Raw genomic sequence first — 21,877 nt, 5'->3', positions numbered from 1 at the left:
GACCGCACCCGGTCCGGGCCCTCACGCGTCCACCGCCTACAGCAGCGCGTACAGGGCCGAGGCGTCGTCGTGCGTCTTGCCGCGCGGCCAGCGCTCGCAGCCGGCGTCCGCCCGCTCCACCGCCCGGACCTGGGCGATCAGCTCGCCCGGCCCGGACTCGGCGAGCAGCCGCAGCACGTCGCCCCAACTACCCAGCCCGAAGCGCTCGGTGTAGCGCGAGGCGCCGTCGGTGAGGGCGGCCAGCGCGTGCAGCCGGTCCAGCCGGACGGAGCCGGTCTCGGCGTGCTCGGCCGCCCGCGGGCTGGCGGCGGCGATCCACGGGCCGTTGCCCCGGTTGCGGGCGGCGCGCACGGCCAGCACGTACTCCAGGTGCAGCGCGGCCCGCTCGGCCGAGCCGGGGACGGTCTCCCAGACCTGCCGGCGCAGCTCCTCGCCGCCGGGGAAGCGCTGGTTGTCCCCGATCACCTTCGGCGGGCCGTCCTTGAACTCCAGCACCAGCAGGGAGTCGCCGAGCACCAGGTACTCCAGCGCCTCGCCGTGCCGCCGGGCCGCGACGACCATCGCGGCGGGGGTGTTCGGGTGGGCCAGGTCGCAGCGGCCGCCGTGCAGCGCGGCCGTCTCCACGATGGCGTCGGCCAGACAGTCGGCGATCGAGCGGTCCGCCCGGTCGGTGAGCCGGGCGAGCAGGTGCACGCCCAGCCGGCGCACGTACCAGGCCGTCCCGTGCCGGCACCCGGACTCCAGGCCGACCGGCGAGCTCGCGCCGTCCAGCAGGACCAGCGCCTCCGGCGAGGCCACCGCGAAGTCCTCGCTCTCGCGGTCGGGCCGCCGTGCTTCCCCTGCGAGCTGTAGCTGCATCCCGACAGTGTGGCCGCCGCCCCCGGCCCGCGCCCAGACCCGTGCGCCGGTGTGGCGCGGGCCGGGGGCCGGCGCCCGGTGGCAGCCGGGGTGATTCGGCCATACCGTCGGACAGTGACCGGACGATTCGGCCAATCGGAGCGGGTCGGGTTTGGGATCACCTTCGGGTGTCCGGGCGGCCCGCGACTGACGAGGAGCGGAAGATGTTCTGGGAGTTCATCGTGTTGCTGGCCGCCTCGCTCGGCTTCCCGACCGCCGCACTGCTCTTCCTGATCGGCGGCCCGCGCTTCCCCGACGAGCAGCGCGGCCCCGAGAGCCGGGGCGCCGGGGCCGCCCGCCGCCCGTAGGGCCTGCCCGACCGCGGACGCGGGTCGAAGGCAGGCCCCGGGGTTTCCGGAATCCCCTGTGTTCCGGAAACCCCGGGGCCGACAGGGCCGTTACGGCTTCCAGGCCGGGTCGCGGCCGAGCAGTGCCAGGGCGCGGTCGAACCGGCCGGTGCCGCCGCCGGGTTCGAGCCCCGGGGCGAAGGCCCGGCCGGGCGCCCGGTGTTCCTCGGTGTTCGGGACGGCCTCGGTCACCGTCAGCAGCGCGGTGGCCAGCGCGTCGTCGCCGTCCACCGCCGCGACCAGCGCGTCCTGGGTGCCGAGCGCGGCGGCGACGTCCCAGCCGTGCACCAGGGTGTCCAGCAGGTGGAAGCCCACCGCCTGGGTGAGCGGGAAGGGGCCGCCGTCGCGGATCTCGGCCAGCCAGATCGGCCGGTCCGCGGTGGCCGCCTCCCGGAAGGCCTCGGTGAGGTCGGTCCCGGTGCGCCGGAAGGCGCCCGCCGGGTCGGCGCCGAGCGGGGCGTCCGCGAACAGCGCCAGGTCCGGCCCGGCGCCGCGGGCGGCCGCGGCGAAGCCCTGGTGCTGGCCGACGCAGTGCTCCAGCAGCTTGCGCAGTGTCCACCCCGCGCAGGGGGTGGGCAGGTCGAGCTGGTCCGGCCGTAGGCCGTCCACCACCTGAACGGCCAACTCCATGGCCTGTGCGTGCAGTTCGACGATCCTCATACGACAGCGACCTCCCGGCCGGCAGAGATGAATCCGATCACCTGATCAACAACGGTCGGCTCCGCGATAATCCTGCTGTGGCCCAGGCCCTGAGTGATGGTCAGCTCCAGCCGCTCCCCGTACGCCTCGCGCAGCCGGTACGCCTCGCTCGGCGGGACGACGGTGTCGCCCTCGTCGTGCACGACCAGGACCGGCCCGCCGACCGCCTCGACCCGGCGGGCGGCGTCGAAGCGCTCCCAGCCCCCGGCGTCCCCGCCGAACAGCTCCCGCTCGATCCGCTCCCGCAGCGCCCGCTCGACCTCGGCGTCCAACCCGAGCCCGGCACAGAAGGCGGCCGGGAAGAAGCCCACCCGGGACACCCCGGAGACGGCCGCCAGCCGGCCCGCCCGCAGGCCGTCGGCCAGCGCCCCGAAGGCCGCGCAGACGCCCAGCGAGTGCGCCAGCACGGCCTCGAACGGCCCGTACCGCTCCTGGAGCCGCAGCGCGAGCTCGCGGTACTCCGGCACGCCGGTGGTCCGGCCGCCGGAGTCGCCGTGGCCCGGCGCGTCGAAGGCGACGACGCTCAGCCCGAGCGCCCGCAGCCGGGGCACGTACGGGGCGAACCGGGAGGCCCGGGAGCGCCAGCCGTGCAGCAGCAGGACCGGCCGCTCGCCGCTGCCCCAGCGGTAGCCGACCACCGCCTTGCCGTTCACGGCGAGCCGCTCGGTGGCCGCCCGGCCGTGCACCTCCCGCTCCGACGCGCGCACCCGGCTGCGCCGGACCGGGTGCGTGAACAGCTCGAAGGCGGCCCGCCCGGCCAGGCCGGGGGCGATCCGGGCGGTGGGGTTGAGGGTCGTACGGATCAGTCCGCGGGTCGGGTCCATCGGGTCTCCCTGCTCTCGCGCTCCTTGTCCTGCCTCGTTCGCGGCGAGATATTAGCACGACCGTTCGTGCAGTTTTCAGGGCTTCCGAGGCCGCCACGGTGCACCCACTACCCTGGGCGGCACGCAGGGCGAGCGGAACAGACGAGCAGAACAGGGGCGCGGACGATGGCCGGAACGACCACGGACGGGCGGGTCCTGCGCGGCGAGGAGACCCGCCGCGCGGTGCTGCGCCGCGCCGTCGGGATCGCCTCCGTCGAGGGCCTGGACGCGCTCTCCATCGGCCGCCTCGCCACCGACCTCGGACTCAGCAAGAGCGGCGTCTTCGCCGGCTTCGGCTCCAAGGAGGAGCTGCAGCTGGCCACCGTCCGCGCCGCCCGCCGGATCTTCGCCGACGCCGTCGTCGCCCCGGTCGCCGACACCCCGCCCGGCCTCGCCAGGGCCCGTGCCCTCTGCGAGAGCTGGCTGGCCTACTCCCGCGCCCGAGTCTTCCCCGGCGGCTGCTTCTTCTACGAGGTCACCGCCGAGTTCGACGCCCGCCCCGGCGCCGTCCGGGACGCCCTGGCCGGCTGCGCCCGGGAGTGGTCCGACACCGTCGTCGAGACCCTCGCCGCCGCCCGGGCGGCCGGCGCCCTGCGCCCCGACACCGACCTCGGGGACCTCGCCTTCGCCCTGATCGCCGTCCTGGAGACGGCCAACTCCCAGGCCGTGCTGCACGACGAGGACACCCCGTACGAGCGGGCCGGCCGCCTGCTGCTGCGCCTGCTGCGCGCCGAGGCCGCCGACCCGGCCGACCCGGCGCTCGCCTAACGCTCCGTCAGCACCCTTTCAATGAAGGCTGCTTGGGCCAGCAGAAGCTCGTCCCCGCCGGGCGCGCCGACCACCTGGAGGCCCAGCGGCAGCCCGTCCCCGGTCCGCCCGGCCGGCAGGCTCAGCGCCGGGCGCCCGAGGAAGCTCCACGGCAGCGACATCACCGCGTCCCCCGTGCTGTGCAGGCCCTCCGGCGCCCCGCCGGTCGCCGAGGGCGCCAGCCACAGGTCCACCCCGGCCGCCGCGCCCGCCGCGGCCACCCGCTCGCGCAGCCGCTCCCGGAACCGCAGGGCGGCCTCCCGGTCCTCGGCCGCGACGCCCCGGCCGACCCGGATGCCCGCCGCCGTCTCCGGCCGGTAGAGCCCGCCGAAGCGGGCGAACCAGTCGGCGTGGCCGCGGGCCAGCTCGAAGCGGTTGACCGTCTGCAGCTGCCGGACGACCTCGGCGAAGTCCGGGAACAGCTCGACCCGGCGCACCGTGAGCCCGGCCCGCGCCAGCCGGGCCAGCTGCTCCTCGAAGGCGCGCAGCGCGGCCGGCTCGGCGCACTCCAGGTACGTCCCGTCCGGCACCCCGAGCACGGGCGGCCGGACCTCCCCGGCGCCGATCCGGTCCGGGGAGGGAAGCCGGCCGTCGCCCCGCCAGTCGTCGCAGAGCAGCGGGGCCGCCAGGGCCGCGCCCGCCAGGTCGGCGGTGAAGGTCCCCAGGGTGTCGAGGCTCGGCGCGTTCGGGATCACCCCCGCGATCGGGATCCGCCCGTACGTCGGCCGGAAGCCCACCACCCCGCAGTACGCGGCCGGGCGGATCACCGAGCCGACCGTCTGGGTGCCGATCGCCAGCGGCACCAGCCCGGCCGCGACCGCCGCCGCCGAGCCGCTGCTGGAGCCGCCCGGGGTGTGCCCCGGCCGGTGCGGATTGCGGGTCGGACCGGGGGCGCTCGCGGCGAACTCGGCGGTCACCGTCTTGCCCGCGACCATCGCCCCCGCCGCCAGCAGCCGGTCCACCACCACGGCCTGCGGCCCGGCCAGCACCCCGGGCGGCAGCGCCGAACCGCCGTGCGTGGGCAGCCCGTCCACGTGCACGATGTCCTTGACGCCCACCGCCACCCCGTACAACGGCGGCCGCCCGTCGGGCTCCGGGTACCGCACGGCCAGCCCGCGCGCCCGCGACCGCAGCCGGTCGTACCGCCCGGGCTCCGGCACGAACGCGTGGATCAGCGGGTCCACCCGCTCGACCAGCGCGCACAACCGGTCCACGTACTCGGGAAGTTCCGGCACACCGGCGCGCAGCCCGGCGGCCTCATCGGTCAACGGCGACGGCCGGACGAGGGATTCCTCCATGCCGAGCACGGTAGCGCCGTTTACGGGTGCTCGGCCGCCAGGTACGGCGCCTCGCGCAGGAAGTACGCCCCGCAGGTGTGGCAGCACAGCTCCGGGGTCTTCCCCCAGTCCACCGCCTCCCGCACCCGCGCGGCCGGGTCGAGCTCGCGGCCGCACATCGCCACACTCTCCTCGCCCCGGACCATGTGCCACAGCCGCACCCCGCCGGCCTCGCCGCCGGCGCCGTACTCGGCCCGCATCTGGTGCATCATGCCCCCCATCGTCCGACCGCCGCGCGCACCCGGCAACCGGAGCGGAACCGCCGGTCGGCGGCCCGTACGGCCCACCCCCGGCCGGCTCACCGCGGACATCCGGAGCGTCTCTCTCCGTAACATCCACGTTGACTGGGCCTACCGCCCGGCCGAGACTTGTCGTGCGTACGCTCCACACTCGGCTACGGGGGGAACCGATGGGCGATGCACAGCTTTTGACGATCGATCATCTTTCGAGAATGCGCGCGGCGGCCGACCGGGTCAGGGGGCTCTCCCAGCGCCGCGCCCAAGTCCTCGAACTCATCGGAACCGACCTGTCCAACCAGGAGATCGCCGCCGAACTGCGGATCGAGGAGCGGACCGTCAAGGCGCACACCGCCGCCCTGTTCGAGCAGCTCGGCGTGTGCTCGCGCATCCAACTGGCCCAGGCGGCCCTGCTGTTCCGGCTGGAGGACTGTACCTGAGGACACTGGTGGACCGTCCGGCCCGGTGCTGAGATGTCCTGGCCCCACTCGGGGCATCGGCAACTACCCTCCGCACCAAGAGAGATGGGACTCACCATGCTCAAGAACCGCATGGGCCGCGTGGCCACCGTGGCGGCCGCCGCCGTCGCCGCGCTGACCCTCGGCACCGGGGCCGCCAACGCCCTCTACGTCAGCGACTACACCACCGCCGCCAACATCCGCAGCGGCCCGTACACCAACTCCTCCATCAACGGCATCGGCTACCCGGGCCACGGCACCAACGACTGGTGCTACACCAACGGCTCGACCGTCAACGGCTACACCGCCTGGGACAGCAACACCGACCGGGCCACCGGCGTCTGGGGCTACACCTTCGAGGACTACATCTCCGGTGCCCTCTCGAACCAGTGGACCAAGTGCTGATCTGCTCCACCGCACCACGGCCCTCTTCGCCCCACCGCTAATGGGGCGAAGAGGGCTCCGCCCGAGACTACCGGCCCGCCCACCCGATGAGGTCCACTCGTGAGGTCCCACCGCCGCACCGCCCTGGTCGTCGCCGCCACCGGGCTCGCCCTGCTCACCGGCTGCTCCTCCGGCGGGAGCGCCGCCCCGACCACCGGCGGAACCGGCGGCCAGGCCGCCGCGCCCGCCCTGACCGCGACGCCCACCCCGACGACCGTGGCCGACACCCAGCAGCTCCCGCTGCGGGCCTTCGCGGCGAGCCCCCAGGAGCTGACCGGCATCGCGAAGGCGCAGGGCCTGCTCACCCAGGACTGCATGAAGCGGCTCGGCTTCGCCTCCTGGCAGCCGAACAACGCCGACCTCACCAAGGCCGGCAAGGACGACATGCCCACGCCGTACGGGTTCCTCAACGAGGCGCAGGCCGCCCAGTACGGGTTCCACCAGCCCGGCACCGCCGGAGGAGCCAAGGTCGGCAGTGGCAGTCCGATGAACCCCGCCGAGTTCACCGCGCTGTCCGGGCTGAAGTCCCCCACCGGCGGCGAGCCGGCCGGCGGCAGCACCCCGCCCGGCGGCTGCACCGGCGAGGCCGACCGCAAGCTCAAGGGCGACAAGCCGCCCGCCGCCGACGTCTACGGGGACCTCACCGGCCAGTCGATGAACCGCACCAAGGCGGACGCCCGGGTGGTCGCCGCCACCACCGAATGGGCCTCCTGCATGAAGCAGCGGGGCTACGCCTACGGCAACCCCGAGAGCCTCAGCACCGAGTCCTGGGGCCCCACGGTGACCCAGCGGGAGATCGACACCGCCAAGGCCGACGTCGCCTGCACCCGGCAGACCAACCTCTCCGGCATCGCCTTCGGCGTCCAGAGCGCCATCCAGAAACAGCTGATCGAGCAGCACGACAACGAGCTGAAGGCCTACCGCGCCGCCATCCAGTCCCAGCTCGACCAGGCGGCGACGGTGCTGCGGGAGCACGGCCAGTGAGCCGCGCCCGGCCCGGCCGCCCGGCGCGGACGGCCGCCGCTGCCCTGGCCTGCGCCGCCGTCCTGGCCGCCGCGGGCTGCTCCGGCACCTCCTCGGCCGCCCCGGACCGCACCACCGCCACCGGCCCGAACGGCGAGCGGCTGACCGCGGTCGGGGACGACCTGCGGCAGCCCTACCTCGCCTACTGGGACGAGTGGACGAAGGTCGCCCGGGCCGGCGACGTCGCCGCCGCGCCGCTGGACGCCCACGCCGACGAGCCCAACCTCTCCATCCTGCGCGCCTCGGTGGACCAACTGCGCCAGGAGGGGCAGCACATGAGCGGCGAGGTGAAGCACCGGCTGCTCGGCGTGCGGACCGACGGGGAGGCCCGCCGGCTGTACGACTGCGTCGACCTGAACGCCTGGCGGATCGTGGACGCGGGCACCGGCCACGAGATCAGCCAGGTCGGCCGACGACCCGAGCAGCTCAGCATCATGACGATGCGTCGGATCGACGGGGTGTGGAAGGTCACGGACATCCAGAACCCGCTGCCGTGCCCCGGGGGCACCGCCGCCCCGCCCCGCAGCAGCTGACCCCCGTCCGAGCGCGAAGCACCGGAAGACGTACCGGAAATGGAAGCCGTGGAAACACCCGAGCCCGAGGCCACCGCAGCGGAACCCGCCACCCCCGCCGGGTCCACCCCGCGTCGACGGCGGCGGCTGATCGTCGTGATCGCCCTGGTCGCGGCGGTCACCGCCGGGGGCGGGATGTGGGCCGCCACCCTGATCCGCTCGCCGGAGCAGGCCGCCGCCGACGCCAAGGCGCCGCCCGCCTCGGTGCTCACGGCACCGGTGGTGCAGCGGGTGCTGTCCAACACCACCGTCCTGCGCGGGGTGTTCACGGCCGGCCAGTCCTTCCCGGTGCAGCCGGGCGCGGTCTCGGCCAGCGCCGGCGGCCCGGGCGGCGGCACCCCGATCGTGACGGCACTGAAGGTCAACAGCGGGGACGCGGTGGACTCCGGACAGGTGCTGGCCGAGGTGTCCGGACGGCCGGTGATCGCCCTGCCCGGCTCGACACCCGCCTACCGCGACATGGCACCGGGCGAGTCCGGCGGCGACATCGGCCAACTGCAGGACGTGCTCCGGGACATGGGGTACTACCCGGGCGGCGACGACAAGGGGTACTTCGGGGCCGCCACCAAGGCCGCCGTGGCCAGGCTCTACCAGAAGCTCGGCTACCCGGCGGCCACCACCGGCGACCAGACCGCCACCGCCGTCCGGACCGCCCAGCAGGCCGTGGACCAGGCCAAACAGGCCGTCCGGGACCTGGAGAGCCAGCCCGCCCGCGGCGGCGGCGAGCCGACCGCGGCGGCCACTCCGGCCACCACGGCCCCGGCGGCCGGCAAGAACGGCGCGCCGGCCCCGGGAACCACCGGGACCGGCGCACCCGCCGGAGGTGCCGGTTCCGGTGGCGCCGGTTCCGGAGGTGCCGCCGCGCTCGCCCGGGCCCGCGCCGATCTCACCGCCAAGCAGCAGGACCTGGCCCGCGCCCAGGCCAAGGACGGCCCCCAACTGCCCGCCGCCGAGGTGGTCTTCCTGCCCGCGCTGCCGGCCCGGGTGGGCGCCGTCGGCGCCAGGGTCGGCGACAAGGTGACGGCCCCGGTCCTCACCCTCACCGCCGGCGGCCTCAACCTGACCGGCCACCTGCTCCCCGGCGACGCCCCGCTGGTCAAGCCCGGCATGGACGTCACCGTGCTGTCCGAGACCACGGGCGTCCAACTCACCGCCAAGGTCGGCTCGGTGGGCGCGCTCGTCACGCCGGGAAGCCCCGGTGGCGGCGGGGGCGGCGGGGGTGGGGGCGGCGCCGCCAGCGCGGCACCGGCGGCCCCGGGCGCCGGCACCGACCCCTACGTCCCGCTCGTCGTCACCCCCGACGCCCCCTGGGACCCGGCCCTGGAGGGCCAGGACGTCCGGATCACCGTGGTCGCCGCCTCCACCCAGGGCGAGGTGCTCGCCGTGCCCTCCTCCGCCATCAGCTCGGGCGTCGACGGCCGGACCTCGGTGTCCGTCGCGGGCACCGACGGCACCCGGCGCACCGTGGAGGTGACGGCGGGCGTCGCCGCGGACGGCTTCGTCGAGGTCAAGCCCGCCGCCGGAGCCGAGCTCAAGCCCGGCGAGCAGGTCGTGGTCGGCCGGTGAGCGGGGCCGGGACAGACCGCGCCGGAGCCGACCGCGACACCCCGGTGATCCGGCTGCGCGGAGCGTTCCGCACCTTCCCCGGCCCACCGCCGGTCACCGCCCTGCACCCCCTCGACCTGGAGGTCGCCCGCGGCGAGTACGCCGCCGTGATCGGCCCCTCGGGCTCCGGCAAGTCGACCTTCCTCAACCTGCTCGGCCTGCTCGACCGGCCCAGCGGCGGCACGTACGAACTCGACGGCATCGACACCGGCGCGCTCTCCGAGGCCCGCCGCACCGCGCTCCGCGGCCGCCGGATCGGCTTCGTCTTCCAGTCCTTCCACCTGCTGCCGTACCGGACCGCACTGGAGAACGTGATGCTCGCCCAGGTCTACAACGGATCGGCCAGGGCGGGCCGGGCCGACGCCGCCCGACGGGTCCTGGACCAGGTCGGCCTCGGCCACCGGGCCGAGGCCCTGCCCTCCAGGATGTCCGGCGGCGAACGCCAACGCGTCGCGGTGGCACGGGCGTTGGTGAACCGGCCGTCGCTCCTGCTGTGCGACGAACCGACCGGGAACCTCGACTCGGCGACGGCCCTGCGGGTCATGGAGCTGTTCGAGGAACTGCACGGGAGCGGCCTGACCCTGCTGGTCATCACCCATGACCGCGAGGTCGCCGAACGGGCCCGGCGGACCATCACCATCCGGGACGGCCGGCTGAGCGCGACCGGGGCGGCGGTCGAACGGTGAGGAGGCGCGCCACGTCCACCGAAGTCCCGCTCTCCCGGCTCGGGTTGACCGACCTGCTGAGCGAGGCGCTGTCCGGCATGGTGCAGCGGCCCGGCCGGTCGGTGCTCACCCTGCTGGGCACCGTCCTCGGCGTCGGCGCCTTCGTCGCCGTCCTCGGGCTCACCTCCAGCGCCACCGGCCAGATCGGCAAGCGCTTCTCGGCGCTGCAGAACACCACGGTCACCCTGGTCGGCAGCGGAGCGGAGGTGGTCCTCGGCAACGGCCAGCACCGCGCCGCCATGGACTTCCCCGAGGACGCCGACCGCCGGGTGGGCCGGCTCAACGGCGCGGTCGCGGCCGGGGTCTACTGGAGCGCGCCGCTGACCGAGCCGAAGATCTCCACCTCCCCGGTGCCCGGCACCGGCTCCGGCGCCGGGCTCAACGTCCTGGCGCTCTCCCCCGGCGGCTTCGACGCGATCGAGGCCCGGGTCTCCGCCGGCACCGTCTACAACGCCTTCCACAGCGAACGCGGCCTGCGCGTCGCGGTCCTGGGCTCGGCCGCCGCCGGACGGCTCGGCATCAGCCGCCTCGACGCCCACCCCGCGGTGTTCGTCAACGGCGTCGGCTTCACCGTCATCGGCATCATCGACGGAAGCGCCCGGCTGCCCGAGACCGCGCTCGACGTCATGGTGCCCACCACCACCGCGCGGACGCTCTGGGGCAACCCGCCGCCCGGGGAGAACGGCCGGGCCCGGATGGTGGTCCGCACCCGGACCGGCGCGGCCGCCCTGGTCGCCTCCCAGGCCCCGACCGCCCTGCGCCCGGAAGCCCCCAAGGACTTCGAGGCCCTCGCCCCGCCCGACCCGCACACCCTGCGGGACTCCGTCTCCACCGACCTCACCGGGCTGTTCCTGCTGCTGGCCGCCATCTGCCTGGTGATCGGCGCGGTCGGCATCGCCAACACCACGCTGGTCGCCGTCCTGGAGCGCACCGGCGAGATCGGCCTGCGGCGCGCCCTCGGCGCCCGGCCCCGGCACATCGCGGCCCAGTTCCTCACCGAGTCCACCGTGCTCGGCACCCTCGGCGGGCTGATCGGCACCGCGATCGGCGTGGCCGTCGTGGTGCTGGTCGCGCTGGCCCGCGACTGGACCGCCCTGCTCCAGCCCTGGACGGTCCTGCCCGCACCGCTGGCCGGCAGCCTGGTGGGCCTGCTGGCCGGCCTCTACCCGGCCCTCCGGGCCGCCGCCGTCGAACCGGCCGAAGCCCTGCGCCACTGACCGACCCCGGCTCCCCCGCCGTCCCCTACAACGAAGCCCGCCCTACGAAGCCGCCCTCAGCAGCAGCGCATCGTCCTGCCACTTGAGGACCTATTGACCCACGCAAGCCCCTGACCTGCGGATTCGACCATACAAGTGCCGCTGACCAGGCGAAACTGCCTTCAGTAGTTCGCACTGGTCAGCGGCATTTTGGGCCCTCATGTGCCCCAGCATGTGCCCCCCGCGCGCGAGGCATCCTGGTGGCCGACCAGGTCAACTCCCGTGAGACCTGCCCTGGCGCTCGGCCATCAGGCCAACCCAGGCGGGGTAGCGCCGGGAGCACGATCTATCTCATCACTACTCCCGGCATTTTTACGCCACATAGGTGCTACGCGGCGAAAATTGAAATCGGCACAGTTGTGTCGTCGACGATCGTCCAGCCAGTGCCCATCTGAACCCGGGGGTCAAGCGGCGGAACGCGAGCGAGATCTTCGCTGTTCAGCGACACCCCTGCGGGGAAGGTCGACGAATTGGTCAGAACTGCATCGAAGACGTCGCCGATGGCATCCGAAATCTCCGCCGAATTGTCAACAGCCGGGAAAACGACAGAAACGCCACTGGCATGACGCACGATAAGATGGACGAGCAGTTTGCGCGCATGACGGTCCAGGTAGGAGTCACGCCAAAGGGCAGGGATGTCCAGGTAGCGACCGCGCGTGACGAAGTCGACCCTCCACAGGTAGCCACGCGATCCACAAATTGGATCTCCAGAATCGCGCGGCCCGGCCCACGGGCGTCGGGTGTACGTTACCCGAATGTCCGTATCGTACTGACTCTGCGCATGATTGATGAGGCGCCGAGCCGTCCGATGGTTGCCAACGATCCACGAATCAACTACTGGGTCTTGAAGGTCCTCGTCGATGTACGTTTCACGATTGTAGGACGCTAGCGCCTCAAACGCCCCCTTCTCCAAGTCCCGCAATGTTTGTTCGAGTCGACTCAGGTCATCCGCGTGGGGGCGGCGAAGATGTCCAATTCTGTTTCTGATCGCCAATAGTTCGTTCACTCGCCCCTGAAAAGCGGACCGTTCAAACAGGCTGGGCCCCACCAAGTCCCAGGAGCTATCCAGGAGGGGGAATAGCTTGCCCACATCGAGATAGGCCAGTGGGTCATCCCAGTCTGGACTGGCCATGTAGGTCCGAAGCTTGTCTTTTTCCTGACGAGACAGAGCACCCTGGCCAATGTGTGACGCCCAGTCCACGCCATGAGCAGCTCTGAGTTCGACATAGAGCAACGACCGCAGCCAGGTCTCAAGCTGCCACCATCGGGCATACAGAGCCAGCGCTCTGGTAGGGAGACCTGCGTTACCAACGGATGCGCTGATGGCGTGTCGCTCTTTCGCGGGCATCTGTTGCCACACGCTACGGGGCCGGGTTGTCATAGCGGGAGCATAGGAGGCGCCGGGAGAATTGGCGTCTGAATTCACAACATCAACCGCCTACCTGGCACCTGCAAGGGCGAGCTACGCGGCACTCAACGCCAGACTGGCAGCGCGCATGGCTTCCCGGACCCGCGCGGCTCCGTTAGCGGCCACGACCGCCCCATCATCGACCTGGGACTTTCGTCCACCCAGGCCCGCACACGCGGCACAGATGCCCGGCTGCGGGACCGGGTCATGGCACTTGGCGCATTCGGCGTATCGAGGCATCACGGGCTGCTGTGGGGCCTGCACGGGCGGCAGCTTGCGCTGGAGGCGACTGCGGAGCACGCCGACCGGAGAATGCAGGGGCACGGGCAGGCCAGGCAGCAGGGCCTGGGCCAAGTCCTGGGCGGTGCTGCCGCGCTCCAGCCACTGGGCGACGAGCGGCGCCAGCTCGGTGGCCTCGGCCTCGCCCAGCCGCAGGCGCGGCTCCGGGCGGACCACCCGGAACAGGGTCGCCACCGCCTCGCGGACCTGTTCGTCCGGTGCGGCCGGAGTCTCCTGGTCGATGGTCTGGCCCTCCTCCCGCCCTTCTAGCCGGTCGGCGGTGTCCCCGACAGCGGCCGACTGCTGGTCGGCCTGCTCGACGGGGTGGGAGGGTTCTTGGTACCGGTTCTTTACAAGAGGGACGCCAGCACGGCCGGTATTCGCCTCACCGGAGACCGGACGGGTGACACCCGGCATTGCCAGCTGCGGGGTGTCGTAGACGTGGGTCTCGGTTCGGATCGTCCCGTCCGGCATGCGGATCTTCTCGACCCCGTAGTACCCGGCCTCGGTCAGTTCCTTCAGGGCCTTGCGGATCGCCCCACGCCCCTGCGGGCTTGTGTCGGCCATGTGCCGGCCGTCCTCGCGCCAGCCATCCGGGCGGGAGAGGAGGTCCGCGAGCAGGCCGCGGGCCGTGTAGGACAGCCGCCGATCCTGCAGCAGGCCGTTGGGCAGCACGGTGAAGCTACGTACGTGTTCGGTACGATGGACGCGCATCGGGAGGTCGTACTCCTGTTGCCGGACCCCGGAGCGTTGGCGCGCTGCCGGGGTCACCTATTTTTGGTTGGATCACGGAACGTACCACGTCACCCGCCACGCCAAGGTCCTTTTGCCGCAGCGGTCTTGATCACATCAAGGGCTGTCGTTTCTTGGCGGAGCTGTGTGCGGTCGCCGTCGCGGGTTGCGCGCGAATGTCGGGTGGCTGAGCCGCCCCATCCGCCTTTGCGATCAGCGAGCTGTGAGGAGTTCTCCGCGTTCGACGGCGTCGCGCAGGACGGCGGCGAAGTCCTGGGGCAGGAGGTTGACCGCGTCGAGGGCCTCGGCGGTCAGGGGGATCTCCTCCAGGAGGTACTCGCCTCGGCCCTCCTGGCTGAACTCCGGCCCGGTGCGCTCTTCGAAGCTCCACTTCTCGACGGTGGCGAGGTAGAAGTCCTGACGCTCGTCGTCGGTCTCGATGGTGTGGAGGAGGCTGATGACCTGGGCCTCGCCTGCGATCTCCTCGCGGACCTCGCGCAGAAGGGCCTCTTCGGGGCTGGTGTCGGTCGGTTCGATCTTGCCGCCGACGATCACCCAGTACGGGTTGATGCCAGGGCGGATGCGCTTGATCAGCAGCATGGTGTCGTTCGGGGTGAGGAGGACGGCGCGGACGCGGTGCTGCATGGTGGTCTCTTCCTGTCTCGGTGGTCTCGGTGGTGTGGGGCGGGTCAGTGGAGGAGCCAGCCGCCGTCGACGTGCAACGACTGGCCGGTGATGAAGGACGCGCTGGGGCCGGCGAGGAAGGCGACGGCGGCGGCGACGTCCTCGGGGCGACCCCGGCGCTGAACGCACTGACGGCGGATCTGGTCCTCGGGGCGGGCTCGGTGGTGGGCGGGCAGGTCGTTCTCCGCCTCGACCTGAATGGCCCCGGGTACGACAGTGTTCACGCAGATCCCGGCCGGTCCAAGTTCCCTGGCCAGCGACCTGGTGAGGCCGAGGAGTCCGGCCTTGGCAGTGCTGTAGGCGGTGAGTCCGGGGCGGCCGGCGCGGGCGTTGACGCTGCCGATGTTGACGATCCTGCCCCATCGGCGCTCAGCCATACCGGGGCCGATGGCCCGGCAAGTGCGGTAGTGGATCGTCAGGTTGGACTCGATGGCGCGCGCCCAGTCGTCCTCGCCGAGCTCGTCCCACGGGATGCGAGGGTAGGTGCCCGCGTTGTTGACGAGGATGTCGACCGGCCCGAGTTCGGACTCGACCTGGCTGGCCAGCGCGGCGACGGCGTTCGGGTCGGTGAGGTCGGCGTTGACCTCGATGCCGCTGCGGCCCTCTCGCCGTACGTCGGCGAGCACGGTGCGGGCCTGGTTGATCTGCGCGAGGTGGTTGACGGCGACGGCAGCTCCGGCGGCGGCCAGGGCTCGTCCGATGGCGGCGCCGATACCGGTGGCTCCGCCGGTGACCAGCGCGACCCGACCTTGGAGCGGCAGGGCGGCGATGGGCAGTTCAAGCGGCGTGGGTGTGGTCATCGTCGGTCCGATCGTCGAGGCCGGTGGCCGGAGCAGGCTGGGTGCGGGTGAAGGTCTCGTCGACGCTCTCGGGCTGCTGGGCCTCGGCGAGCTTGGCCAGGAGCAGGAGGAGGTCGTGGCCGGTGAGGCGGCCGGGCGGGATGACGCCGAGGATCCGCAGGGCGAGGAAGTGGCGGATCTGGGAGAGGAAGCGGTCCGGGGCCAGCCCGGCGGCGGGCGCGAGGTCGGCGCGAACGCGCTTCAGCAGGCGGTCGATTGCGGCCTGGCGCCCGGCGCCGACCGCCCAGGTGTAGCGGACTTCCAAGCGGCGGTGGCGCTCGTCGTGCTCGACGTGTTCGAGGTGCGGGGTGCTGACCGGCGGAAGGTGTAGCGGAAGGGTGCGTGCGTACACCTCGGGCTGGTAGGTCGGTACGAGCCAGCCGCCCATGCCGAGCAAGTACCAGAGGAGGATGGCGATTTCCCCGGCGAGCGAGTTGCGGCCGGCGTACTGGAAGTCGAGCCAGCACAGCGGGTCGGCGATGTTCGGTTCGGTCGGGTCGCCCTGGGTGAGCGCGGTGGCCCAGGTACGGGCGGAGCAGAGCGTTTCGCGGGCTTCCCAGACGATGGCGGGCAGGTCGAGCCGCATCGGGACGCCGTTGACGACGAGGATGTGGCCGGTGAGGGCGTGCACAGGCAGCCGCTGGTCGGTGCGTGGGGCGGGGACCGTGAGGCGGCCGGACAGGTACCAGGTGTCGATCCGCCCGCCGGGGCGGATGCGGTCCAGGTAGAGGCCGGGCACGCAGTCCGAGAGCGGCGCGGTACTTCCGCTGTCGGCGACGGCGGCGAGCAGGCTGTCGCAGACGGCGTCGATCAGCGCGGTGACCCGAGGCAAGGCACTCGGGTGCCGGTCGGCGGTGGCGATGACGTCGCCGAGCAGCATGGTGCAGCGACCGGTGGCGAACACGTCCTCGTAAGCCACTACGTTCTTGCCGCCTGCCCAGCTGTGGCTCAGTAGTTGGGGCACCGGCAGTGTGCGGGCGGTGGCCTGCCAGCCCTGGACCTCGGCCTCCGCTGCGGCGGGGGCGAGGATCTTGCGGAAGGCCGGGACCGAGGTGGTGGTGGGGTCGTTCATGCGCGGCTCGTCGGCAGCGCGATGGTGGCCAGCCAGTGGCCCAGGACGGTGTTGGCCAGCTCCACCGCCTTCTCGCGGTCCTCGCGGGCCTGGCGACGCAGATCGGCGTCGGTGGCGGGCTCGCGGTCGAGGAAGACGCCCAGCGCATCGTCGTCCGAGGCACGCTCGGTGCCCTCGAAGCGCAGCATCACCTTGGCCAGCAGAGCGGTGATCTTGAACAGGGCGCGGAGGTCGGGGGCTCCCTTGAGAATCTGGCGGCGGATCTCGATGGCGGCCTGCACACCGGCCTCGACGCTGGCCGCCACATCGCCGGCTGCGTCCGGGGCGGGCAGGGCCAGGCCGGGACGGCACCACAGCGGCACGAGGGAGCCGGAGCCGATCAGCATGAGGACGTGCAGCAGGCGGGAGGTGACCGCCCCGGTGCGGCACTCGTCCTGGGTCAGCACGGTCAGGCCGAGCTTGACGCCAGCGAGTTCGGCTTCGAGTTCGGCGAGGGCCTGCCGGAGCCTGGGGAGGCTGTCCTGCTCGGCGACGACGAAGACGTCCAGGTCGGACCACCCGTGCTGGTACTTGCCTCGGGCGCCGCTGCCGGTCACGGCGAGGAGGTCGATGACGGGCGGCACCTGGACGGTGGTGCGGTCGAGCAGCTCGGACAGGTAGGACTCCAGGTGGACGGGCAGGCCCAGCATGTTCACCGGCGTGGTGGCCGGCCTGCGCAGCGGCCACCGGCGGGCCAGGGCGATCCCGTCGAGGCGGCGCTCCAGGTGCAGACGGGTGTGGTTGTTGTCGATGACCTCCTGCGCGAGCGAGGCAATCCCGGCTGCGCCACGGCGGGCCTTGACGGCGTCGCGCTCGACCACGTCCTCAGGCCCAGCGGTGCCGCGTTCGGCACGGACCTCCGGCATCGCGTCGACGTACACGACGGTCAGCTGCTCGCCGAGCATCCGCCGCAGCTCGGCGGTCGCGTCCTGGTCGTGCAGCGACTCGACGGTGACGTGGTCGAGGAAGTGGTGGGCCGCGCAGTAGCGGTCGAGGCCGTCGACCAGCAGCTCGGCCCGCACCACAGCCGGGAGCTCATACGGGTCGGCGGTGCCGGCGCGCTGGGCGGCGTCCTCGATCAGGTAGCCGATCTTGAGGCGGGCGTACCCGTGCCTGACCCGCAGGTACTCGCCCGCCGTGCTCTTGCCACTCTCCGACATGCCACCGAGCGCGATCACCCGCACCCCGGGCAGGGCGCGGGGCGGCACGAGCGGGGTGATCGGGTGTAAGCGCTGGCGGATCTCGTCCTGGACGGCCATGACCCGGCGCTCGCCGACCACGATGGTCTCCGCCCACCTGCCCTCGGCGATGAGCCGGTGCATCTGCAGGTGGAGGTGCCGCTGGTAGTCCGCGTAGGTCGGGGTGACGTGACGCTCGTGGGAGAGGCTGCGGGAGGTACCGATCACCGGGTCGTCATCGTGCAGGAGCACGATGCCGTGCTCGGCGGCTTCGGCGGCTCGCACGTCGGCGGCGTAGGCGTCGAGCAGCTTGCGGGCCCGGTCGGCGGCCCCATCGGGGCGGAGACGCTCGCGCACCGCGACGGTGGCGGCCAGCGAGGCTTCCAGCATCGGGATGCCCCGGTCCATCAGGCGGACGGGCGCGGCGGCGGGCCTGCGGGAGCGCTCCAGGTAGGAGCTGACGAGGACGTCGGCGACCTCCTCGATCGGGCCGCGCTCGAACCACCAGGCGCCCATGCCCGTGGCCTTGATGCCGTCCCAGCGCGTGTCGTAGTCGTCCAGCCGTCCGGTGGCGTGGGCGGCGGAGCCGAGGCGGCGAGCCAGAATGCCGATCTGCTTGGTCTTGCCGACGTTGTCGGGACCGCTGATCGCGATCGTCACGGGCCGGGAAGGCGTGGGGTCCTGCTCAGGGGAGATGGACACGATTTCCTCCGAGGGCTGGGCTGCGCAATGTCTGTGGGGCGGTGGGCGGCTCTCGGCCGGACGCCGCAGGGGCGCCCGGCCGAGGGCCGGATCGGGCTACCGGCCCGGGTACGGCGGTTGCGGGGTCGGCGGGGCCGGGGGCGGAGGCGGCGGGGGCGGCGGAGGCTGGGGGGCCTCCAAGATCGGAGCGGCGGTTTGCGGCACGGCGAATCTCCCTTCGGTGTGAGGGTTTCCGGCCTGGCAGGTCGCCGAGGCCGGCGAAGGTGGGCGGCTCCGACTGCGGGGGTTCACCCGGAGCCGCCGGTCCCGCCTCGGGCCGGTGTGCGGCGGATGCCGAGGCGGGGGTCTTGGGGTCAGGCGGGCGGCGGCGTGTCCGGCACCGACGCCGAGGAACCAGCGCGGTCCATGGCGTCCGCCTCGACGGCATGCTGGATCGGAATGGACAGCAGCCCGAGGACGACGGCGTGGCCGAGCACCCACAGCCCGGCGAGTACGTGGCTTACCGGGCCGCGGTCCGCGCTGCGGTGTCGGCCGCTCACGCCCGCTCCACGTCGATGTCCGCCCACGTCGTCTTGCCGTGCGGCTCCAGGTCGACGCCCCAGACAACGGCCAAGCAATCGACCAGGGCCAGGCCGCGTCCGGACTCCGCGTCGTGGGCGGCGCCGATCAGGACCGGCAGGACACAGGACCCGTCCCGTACGGAGATCCGCACGGCCTGGCCGGCGCGGTTGACCACCAGGGCGACGCCGACCTGCATAGCGGTCAGGCAGCCGGTCTTGGCCGCGTTGGAGACCAGCTCCGTGACGACCAACTCGGCGTCGGCGGCCACGTAGCCCAGTGCCCAGTCCGCGAGCGCGTCGCGGACCAGCCGACGTGCCGCGGAGGCAGACTGCGGCGCGTACGGCAGCTCGACCGTCGTGGGCCGTGCGAGTGGTCCCGTTCTGGTCAGGATCTCAGTAGTCACGGTCCGCTCCTGGTCGCCAGGGCTGTCTGCTCCGGACAGCGGGGGCTGTCCGGGCGGCAGCGGTCGGAGTCAGCCGCCCGGTGCTTCCCCGGAGCCGGTATCGACTCTCGACCCAAGCGGCTGACACCAAGTCAACCGGCGTTCCTTCATCCAAGTCCCTGCCTCGGAGGGCCGGTTGTCTTTACCGTGTTTACTGCCACCCGGCGCCGAGGAAGGGAGTGGTCATGGCACAGCCTGTGACGAATCACCAGCTCGAAGCGGCCATCAACGACGCTGACATGACCTTCGACGCCCTCGCCCGGGGCGTCGTCCGAGTGGCGGCCGAGGTCGGTGTCCACCTGCGGACGAACCCGTCCACGGTCCACAAGTGGCTGCGTGGCGCCGATCCGGAGGGCGACACTCCCGCTTTCATCTGTGAGGCGCTGTTCCGCAAGACGGGACGGCTCTACACCCCAGCCGAACTCGGGCTACGGTCGGTGGAAGAATCCGATCCGGGCCTCGGGCTGTCCATCGGCCCCGACCCGGTGGGCGTCCTCGCACGGGTGTGGAGAGCTGACTTGGACCGACGCAAGTTCCTGGCCGCCTCGGCGTACTCCGTCGCCGCGATGCACCTGCCGCTGGACTACGTCCGTGAGAGCGCGGAACGCACCGCGGCCGTCCGAGGCGGCGCCGTCGCCGGAGCCGCCGAGGTCGCTGCGGTCCGCGACATGATCAGCATGTTCACCGAGATCGACGAGCGCCACGGCGGCCAGCACGGCCGCTCCGCCCTGATCCAGTACCTTCGATCCGACGTTGCGGCCCTGTGCCGGGGCACCTTCCGCACCCACGAGGACCGTCAGCAGATGCTCTCCGCCGCAGCGGTCGGCGTGCACCTGGCCGGATGGAAGGCGTACGACGCCGGCGAGCAGGGCCTCGCCCAGCGCTACTACCACCAGTCCTACGCCCTCGCCGTCGAGTCCGGGATCGTCGGCCACGACGCCTTCGTCCTGCGCACCCTCGCCCAGCAGGGCATGAAGCTCCGCCACCCCTCCAAGACCTTCGCGCTGTCGGAGACGGCTCTGTCGCGCGTCGTCGGCCGCGTGGACGCCTCGACGGAGGCCCTGTTCACCATCACCCACGCCCACGGCCTGGCGGCCACCAACCAGCGTCGCCCCGCTGTCCAAGCCGTCCAGCGGGCCCGGGACCTGCTGGAGGCCGCAGGCGGCGACGCGATGCCGTACTGGGCGCTCTCCTGGGGCCCGGCTCGCGCCACGGTCAACTCCCGCAGTGCCAAGGTCTTCTCCCGGCTCGGCGACCGGAAGGGCGCCGCAGAGAACTACGCGGCGGCAGCGGCCAACCGCCCGGCTTCGACGTACGCGAGGATCCTCGCGCTCGACCTGGTGGACCAGGCCAAGATGGAACTCGCTGACGGCGGTATCGAGCAGGCATGCGGGACCTGGAACAGGGCGCTCGACGCCATGGCCGGCGTGCAGTCCGTCCGCACCCGACGTTCGGTGATGGAGATGCGCAAGAGCCTCGCCCAGTTCAAGAGCCGCGGCGTCTCGGCAGCTCAGGAACTCGACGAACGGGCAGCCTCTTTCCTGACGTGATCAGCCTGACGCCACCCTCCCGCAGGACCGGTGAAGGGCTTTCAGATCGTTCCGGCCAGAAGCCCTCAACCCCGCGTTACGAAACCGCTACCATGAAGAATGCATCGAGAAATCGGCCTCTGACCAGCGAGAAGCCGCGACTTGACGATCAGTCACCCTTTCTGCCACGCTGATGCCAGCGGTACAACTGTGCCCAGACGGCATACTGCCGTTGGATCGGCCCCGCCCCGGCGGGGCTTTTTTGCTTCCCGCGCACCGTCGCAATCACCATGAAGGCCCCTGGTCCCCCAGGGGCCTTCACGCGTTTCCAGGAGGAAAGCGTGACCTTCGAAACCGGCATGTGGATCGCACTTGCGGCCACCCCGATCGGCCTGGCCCTCGCCGTTGCTGTGATCGGTATCCTCGGCTGCGTGGCGATCAGGAAAGCCCCACCGACCGACGTCCCGAAGGTCCTCACCGCACTCGCGTCCGTCGTCAGGGCATTCCAGGACTTGGTGCCCCGGAACCGCCCCATCAGCCCTACCCCGGCCATCCCGATCCAACGGACCGAGACCCCTACACCTGTACAAGCCGCCATCATCGCCGGGGAGCTGACTCGATCCACTTCCGCCACGGACGCTCAGTGAGGCGCCGCCCCCATCGCGACCCCGTTCAGGACCAGGTCGAAGCGTTCACCACCGCTCTGGACAGCGGCGTGAGCCAGCACGTCGAACAAGCGCTGCTCGCCTTCGCGTCCGCCCTCTGGTCCGACGCCGAGATCGCCCGGGCCACTGGCGGCAGGGCCTGGCGGGACATGGAACGGGAGATCCACAAGCGAATCTCGATCCTCCGGCACCCCGCCGGCTACCAGCTCGTAGCCGAGCTGGCAGACGGCGTACCGCCCGCCCTGGTGAGCCAGCTCGAAAAGCTCGAACGTGCCCTTCTACGCGAATGCGCCACCTGCCAACGCAACGTGCTGCCCCCCGCTGGTCCAGTCGGCGGCAGGCCCAGGAAGTACTGCTCCGACGCCTGCCGACAGGCTGCCTACCGTGCACGCCGAGAGCCCGCAAACCAGGGGCTGGCGGCACCTCCCCAGGGAACGAGCGAGAACTGACCTGGCCTCGGGCCGTTGCTGGGCAGCAA

General features: G+C 72.4%; 25 protein-coding genes. 12 read left to right on the top strand and 13 right to left on the bottom strand.

All coding sequences use genetic code 11. From position 1 onward, the window contains the following. Positions 1–36: 36 nt before the first annotated feature. Positions 37–858, bottom strand: coding sequence for a protein phosphatase 2C domain-containing protein (locus tag ACFU7Z_RS14065; protein ID WP_063780134.1), 822 nt, complete (start codon positions 856–858; stop codon positions 37–39). A 203-nt stretch (positions 859–1,061) separates the two neighbouring features. On the opposite strand from ACFU7Z_RS14065, the gene ACFU7Z_RS14060 reads away from it, so the two are divergent. Continuing rightward, a complete protein-coding gene (locus ACFU7Z_RS14060) occupies positions 1,062–1,205 on the top strand; it encodes a hypothetical protein (protein ID WP_158077691.1) in 144 nt (47 codons plus the stop codon). Positions 1,206–1,295: 90 nt separating this feature from the next. On the opposite strand, the gene ACFU7Z_RS14055 is transcribed toward ACFU7Z_RS14060, so the two are convergent. Further along, positions 1,296–1,904 (bottom strand): TIGR03086 family metal-binding protein, encoded by a 609-nt coding sequence (locus ACFU7Z_RS14055; protein ID WP_074002032.1) that lies wholly within the window; start codon positions 1,902–1,904, stop codon positions 1,296–1,298. Next, a complete protein-coding gene (locus ACFU7Z_RS14050) occupies positions 1,901–2,767 on the bottom strand; it encodes an alpha/beta hydrolase (RefSeq protein ID WP_380777670.1) in 867 nt (288 codons plus the stop codon). Before ACFU7Z_RS14050 ends, ACFU7Z_RS14055 begins: the two co-directional genes overlap by 4 nt. A gap of 165 nt (positions 2,768–2,932) precedes the next feature. Here ACFU7Z_RS14050 and ACFU7Z_RS14045 point away from each other — a divergent pair, with 165 nt between their 5' ends. Next, positions 2,933–3,574 carry a TetR/AcrR family transcriptional regulator gene (locus ACFU7Z_RS14045; RefSeq protein WP_074002030.1) on the top strand — a complete coding sequence of 214 codons (642 nt, stop codon included), beginning with the start codon at positions 2,933–2,935 and terminating at the stop codon, positions 3,572–3,574. Here ACFU7Z_RS14045 and ACFU7Z_RS14040 read toward each other — a convergent pair. Then, on the bottom strand, positions 3,571–4,911 hold the full coding sequence (locus ACFU7Z_RS14040; RefSeq protein ID WP_380777669.1) for an amidase: 1,341 nt from the start codon (positions 4,909–4,911) through the stop codon (positions 3,571–3,573). The two genes, ACFU7Z_RS14045 and ACFU7Z_RS14040, sit on opposite strands and share 4 nt — an antisense overlap. A gap of 20 nt (positions 4,912–4,931) precedes the next feature. Continuing rightward, complete coding sequence (locus ACFU7Z_RS14035) at positions 4,932–5,162, bottom strand: hypothetical protein (RefSeq protein WP_049657159.1); 231 nt, start codon at positions 5,160–5,162, stop codon at positions 4,932–4,934. Positions 5,163–5,401: 239 nt separating this feature from the next. Here ACFU7Z_RS14035 and ACFU7Z_RS14030 point away from each other — a divergent pair, with 239 nt between their 5' ends. From ACFU7Z_RS14030 to ACFU7Z_RS14000, 7 genes are all read left to right on the top strand, one after another. Next, positions 5,402–5,626: a response regulator transcription factor gene (locus ACFU7Z_RS14030; RefSeq protein WP_049657156.1), complete on the top strand. Its 225-nt coding sequence runs from the start codon at positions 5,402–5,404 to the stop codon at positions 5,624–5,626. 96 nt (positions 5,627–5,722) lie between these two features. Continuing rightward, positions 5,723–6,049 carry a hypothetical protein gene (locus ACFU7Z_RS14025; RefSeq protein WP_159028586.1) on the top strand — a complete coding sequence of 109 codons (327 nt, stop codon included), beginning with the start codon at positions 5,723–5,725 and terminating at the stop codon, positions 6,047–6,049. A 99-nt stretch (positions 6,050–6,148) separates the two neighbouring features. Next, positions 6,149–7,072, top strand: coding sequence for a hypothetical protein (locus ACFU7Z_RS14020; protein WP_074002027.1), 924 nt, complete (start codon positions 6,149–6,151; stop codon positions 7,070–7,072). Continuing rightward, on the top strand, positions 7,069–7,644 hold the full coding sequence (locus ACFU7Z_RS14015; protein WP_380743046.1) for a hypothetical protein: 576 nt from the start codon (positions 7,069–7,071) through the stop codon (positions 7,642–7,644). Before ACFU7Z_RS14020 ends, ACFU7Z_RS14015 begins: the two co-directional genes overlap by 4 nt. 39 nt (positions 7,645–7,683) lie before the next feature. Further along, positions 7,684–9,249 (top strand): peptidoglycan-binding protein, encoded by a 1,566-nt coding sequence (locus tag ACFU7Z_RS14010; RefSeq protein ID WP_380777668.1) that lies wholly within the window; start codon positions 7,684–7,686, stop codon positions 9,247–9,249. After that, positions 9,246–9,974, top strand: coding sequence for an ABC transporter ATP-binding protein (locus ACFU7Z_RS14005; RefSeq protein ID WP_049657146.1), 729 nt, complete (start codon positions 9,246–9,248; stop codon positions 9,972–9,974). Before ACFU7Z_RS14010 ends, ACFU7Z_RS14005 begins: the two co-directional genes overlap by 4 nt. Then, on the top strand, positions 9,971–11,230 hold the full coding sequence (locus tag ACFU7Z_RS14000; RefSeq protein ID WP_380777667.1) for an ABC transporter permease: 1,260 nt from the start codon (positions 9,971–9,973) through the stop codon (positions 11,228–11,230). Before ACFU7Z_RS14005 ends, ACFU7Z_RS14000 begins: the two co-directional genes overlap by 4 nt. A gap of 367 nt (positions 11,231–11,597) precedes the next feature. On the opposite strand, the gene ACFU7Z_RS13995 is transcribed toward ACFU7Z_RS14000, so the two are convergent. The 8 genes from ACFU7Z_RS13995 to ACFU7Z_RS13960 form a co-directional block, all read right to left on the bottom strand. Next, entirely contained in the window at positions 11,598–12,617 is a 1,020-nt protein-coding gene (locus tag ACFU7Z_RS13995; protein ID WP_380777666.1) for a hypothetical protein, read from the bottom strand. A gap of 114 nt (positions 12,618–12,731) precedes the next feature. After that, positions 12,732–13,670 carry a hypothetical protein gene (locus ACFU7Z_RS13990; protein ID WP_380777665.1) on the bottom strand — a complete coding sequence of 313 codons (939 nt, stop codon included), beginning with the start codon at positions 13,668–13,670 and terminating at the stop codon, positions 12,732–12,734. Between the two features lie 231 nt (positions 13,671–13,901). Next, complete coding sequence (locus ACFU7Z_RS13985) at positions 13,902–14,333, bottom strand: NUDIX domain-containing protein (protein WP_380777664.1); 432 nt, start codon at positions 14,331–14,333, stop codon at positions 13,902–13,904. A 44-nt stretch (positions 14,334–14,377) separates the two neighbouring features. Further along, complete coding sequence (locus ACFU7Z_RS13980; protein WP_380777663.1) at positions 14,378–15,172, bottom strand: SDR family NAD(P)-dependent oxidoreductase; 795 nt, start codon at positions 15,170–15,172, stop codon at positions 14,378–14,380. After that, a complete protein-coding gene (locus ACFU7Z_RS13975) occupies positions 15,150–16,283 on the bottom strand; it encodes a hypothetical protein (protein ID WP_380777662.1) in 1,134 nt (377 codons plus the stop codon). Before ACFU7Z_RS13975 ends, ACFU7Z_RS13980 begins: the two co-directional genes overlap by 23 nt. Beyond that, positions 16,280–18,202: a nucleotidyltransferase domain-containing protein gene (locus ACFU7Z_RS13970; RefSeq protein ID WP_380777661.1), complete on the bottom strand. Its 1,923-nt coding sequence runs from the start codon at positions 18,200–18,202 to the stop codon at positions 16,280–16,282. The genes ACFU7Z_RS13975 and ACFU7Z_RS13970 overlap by 4 nt, the downstream gene beginning before the upstream one ends. Positions 18,203–18,555: 353 nt before the next feature. Further along, a complete protein-coding gene (locus ACFU7Z_RS13965; protein WP_380777660.1) occupies positions 18,556–18,741 on the bottom strand; it encodes a hypothetical protein in 186 nt (61 codons plus the stop codon). Next, entirely contained in the window at positions 18,738–19,166 is a 429-nt protein-coding gene (locus ACFU7Z_RS13960; protein WP_380777659.1) for an ATP-binding protein, read from the bottom strand. The genes ACFU7Z_RS13965 and ACFU7Z_RS13960 overlap by 4 nt, the downstream gene beginning before the upstream one ends. 224 nt (positions 19,167–19,390) lie before the next feature. On the opposite strand from ACFU7Z_RS13960, the gene ACFU7Z_RS13955 reads away from it, so the two are divergent. The 3 genes from ACFU7Z_RS13955 to ACFU7Z_RS13945 all read left to right on the top strand — a co-directional run bounded on the left by ACFU7Z_RS13955 (position 19,391) and on the right by ACFU7Z_RS13945 (position 21,848). Then, positions 19,391–20,755: a hypothetical protein gene (locus ACFU7Z_RS13955; RefSeq protein WP_380777658.1), complete on the top strand. Its 1,365-nt coding sequence runs from the start codon at positions 19,391–19,393 to the stop codon at positions 20,753–20,755. Positions 20,756–21,075: 320 nt separating this feature from the next. Next, entirely contained in the window at positions 21,076–21,381 is a 306-nt protein-coding gene (locus ACFU7Z_RS13950) for a hypothetical protein (protein ID WP_380777657.1), read from the top strand. Between the two features lie 68 nt (positions 21,382–21,449). Then, complete coding sequence (locus ACFU7Z_RS13945; protein ID WP_147409137.1) at positions 21,450–21,848, top strand: hypothetical protein; 399 nt, start codon at positions 21,450–21,452, stop codon at positions 21,846–21,848. The last annotated feature ends 29 nt before the right edge of the window (positions 21,849–21,877 follow it).

The sequence above is a fragment of the Kitasatospora sp. NPDC057518 genome (genome assembly GCF_042802075.1).
Taxonomy (GTDB): Bacteria; Actinomycetota; Actinomycetes; order Streptomycetales; family Streptomycetaceae; genus Kitasatospora.
The sequence above is the reverse complement of the archived record's forward strand: the minus strand, read 5'-3'. Positions and strand labels throughout refer to the sequence as shown.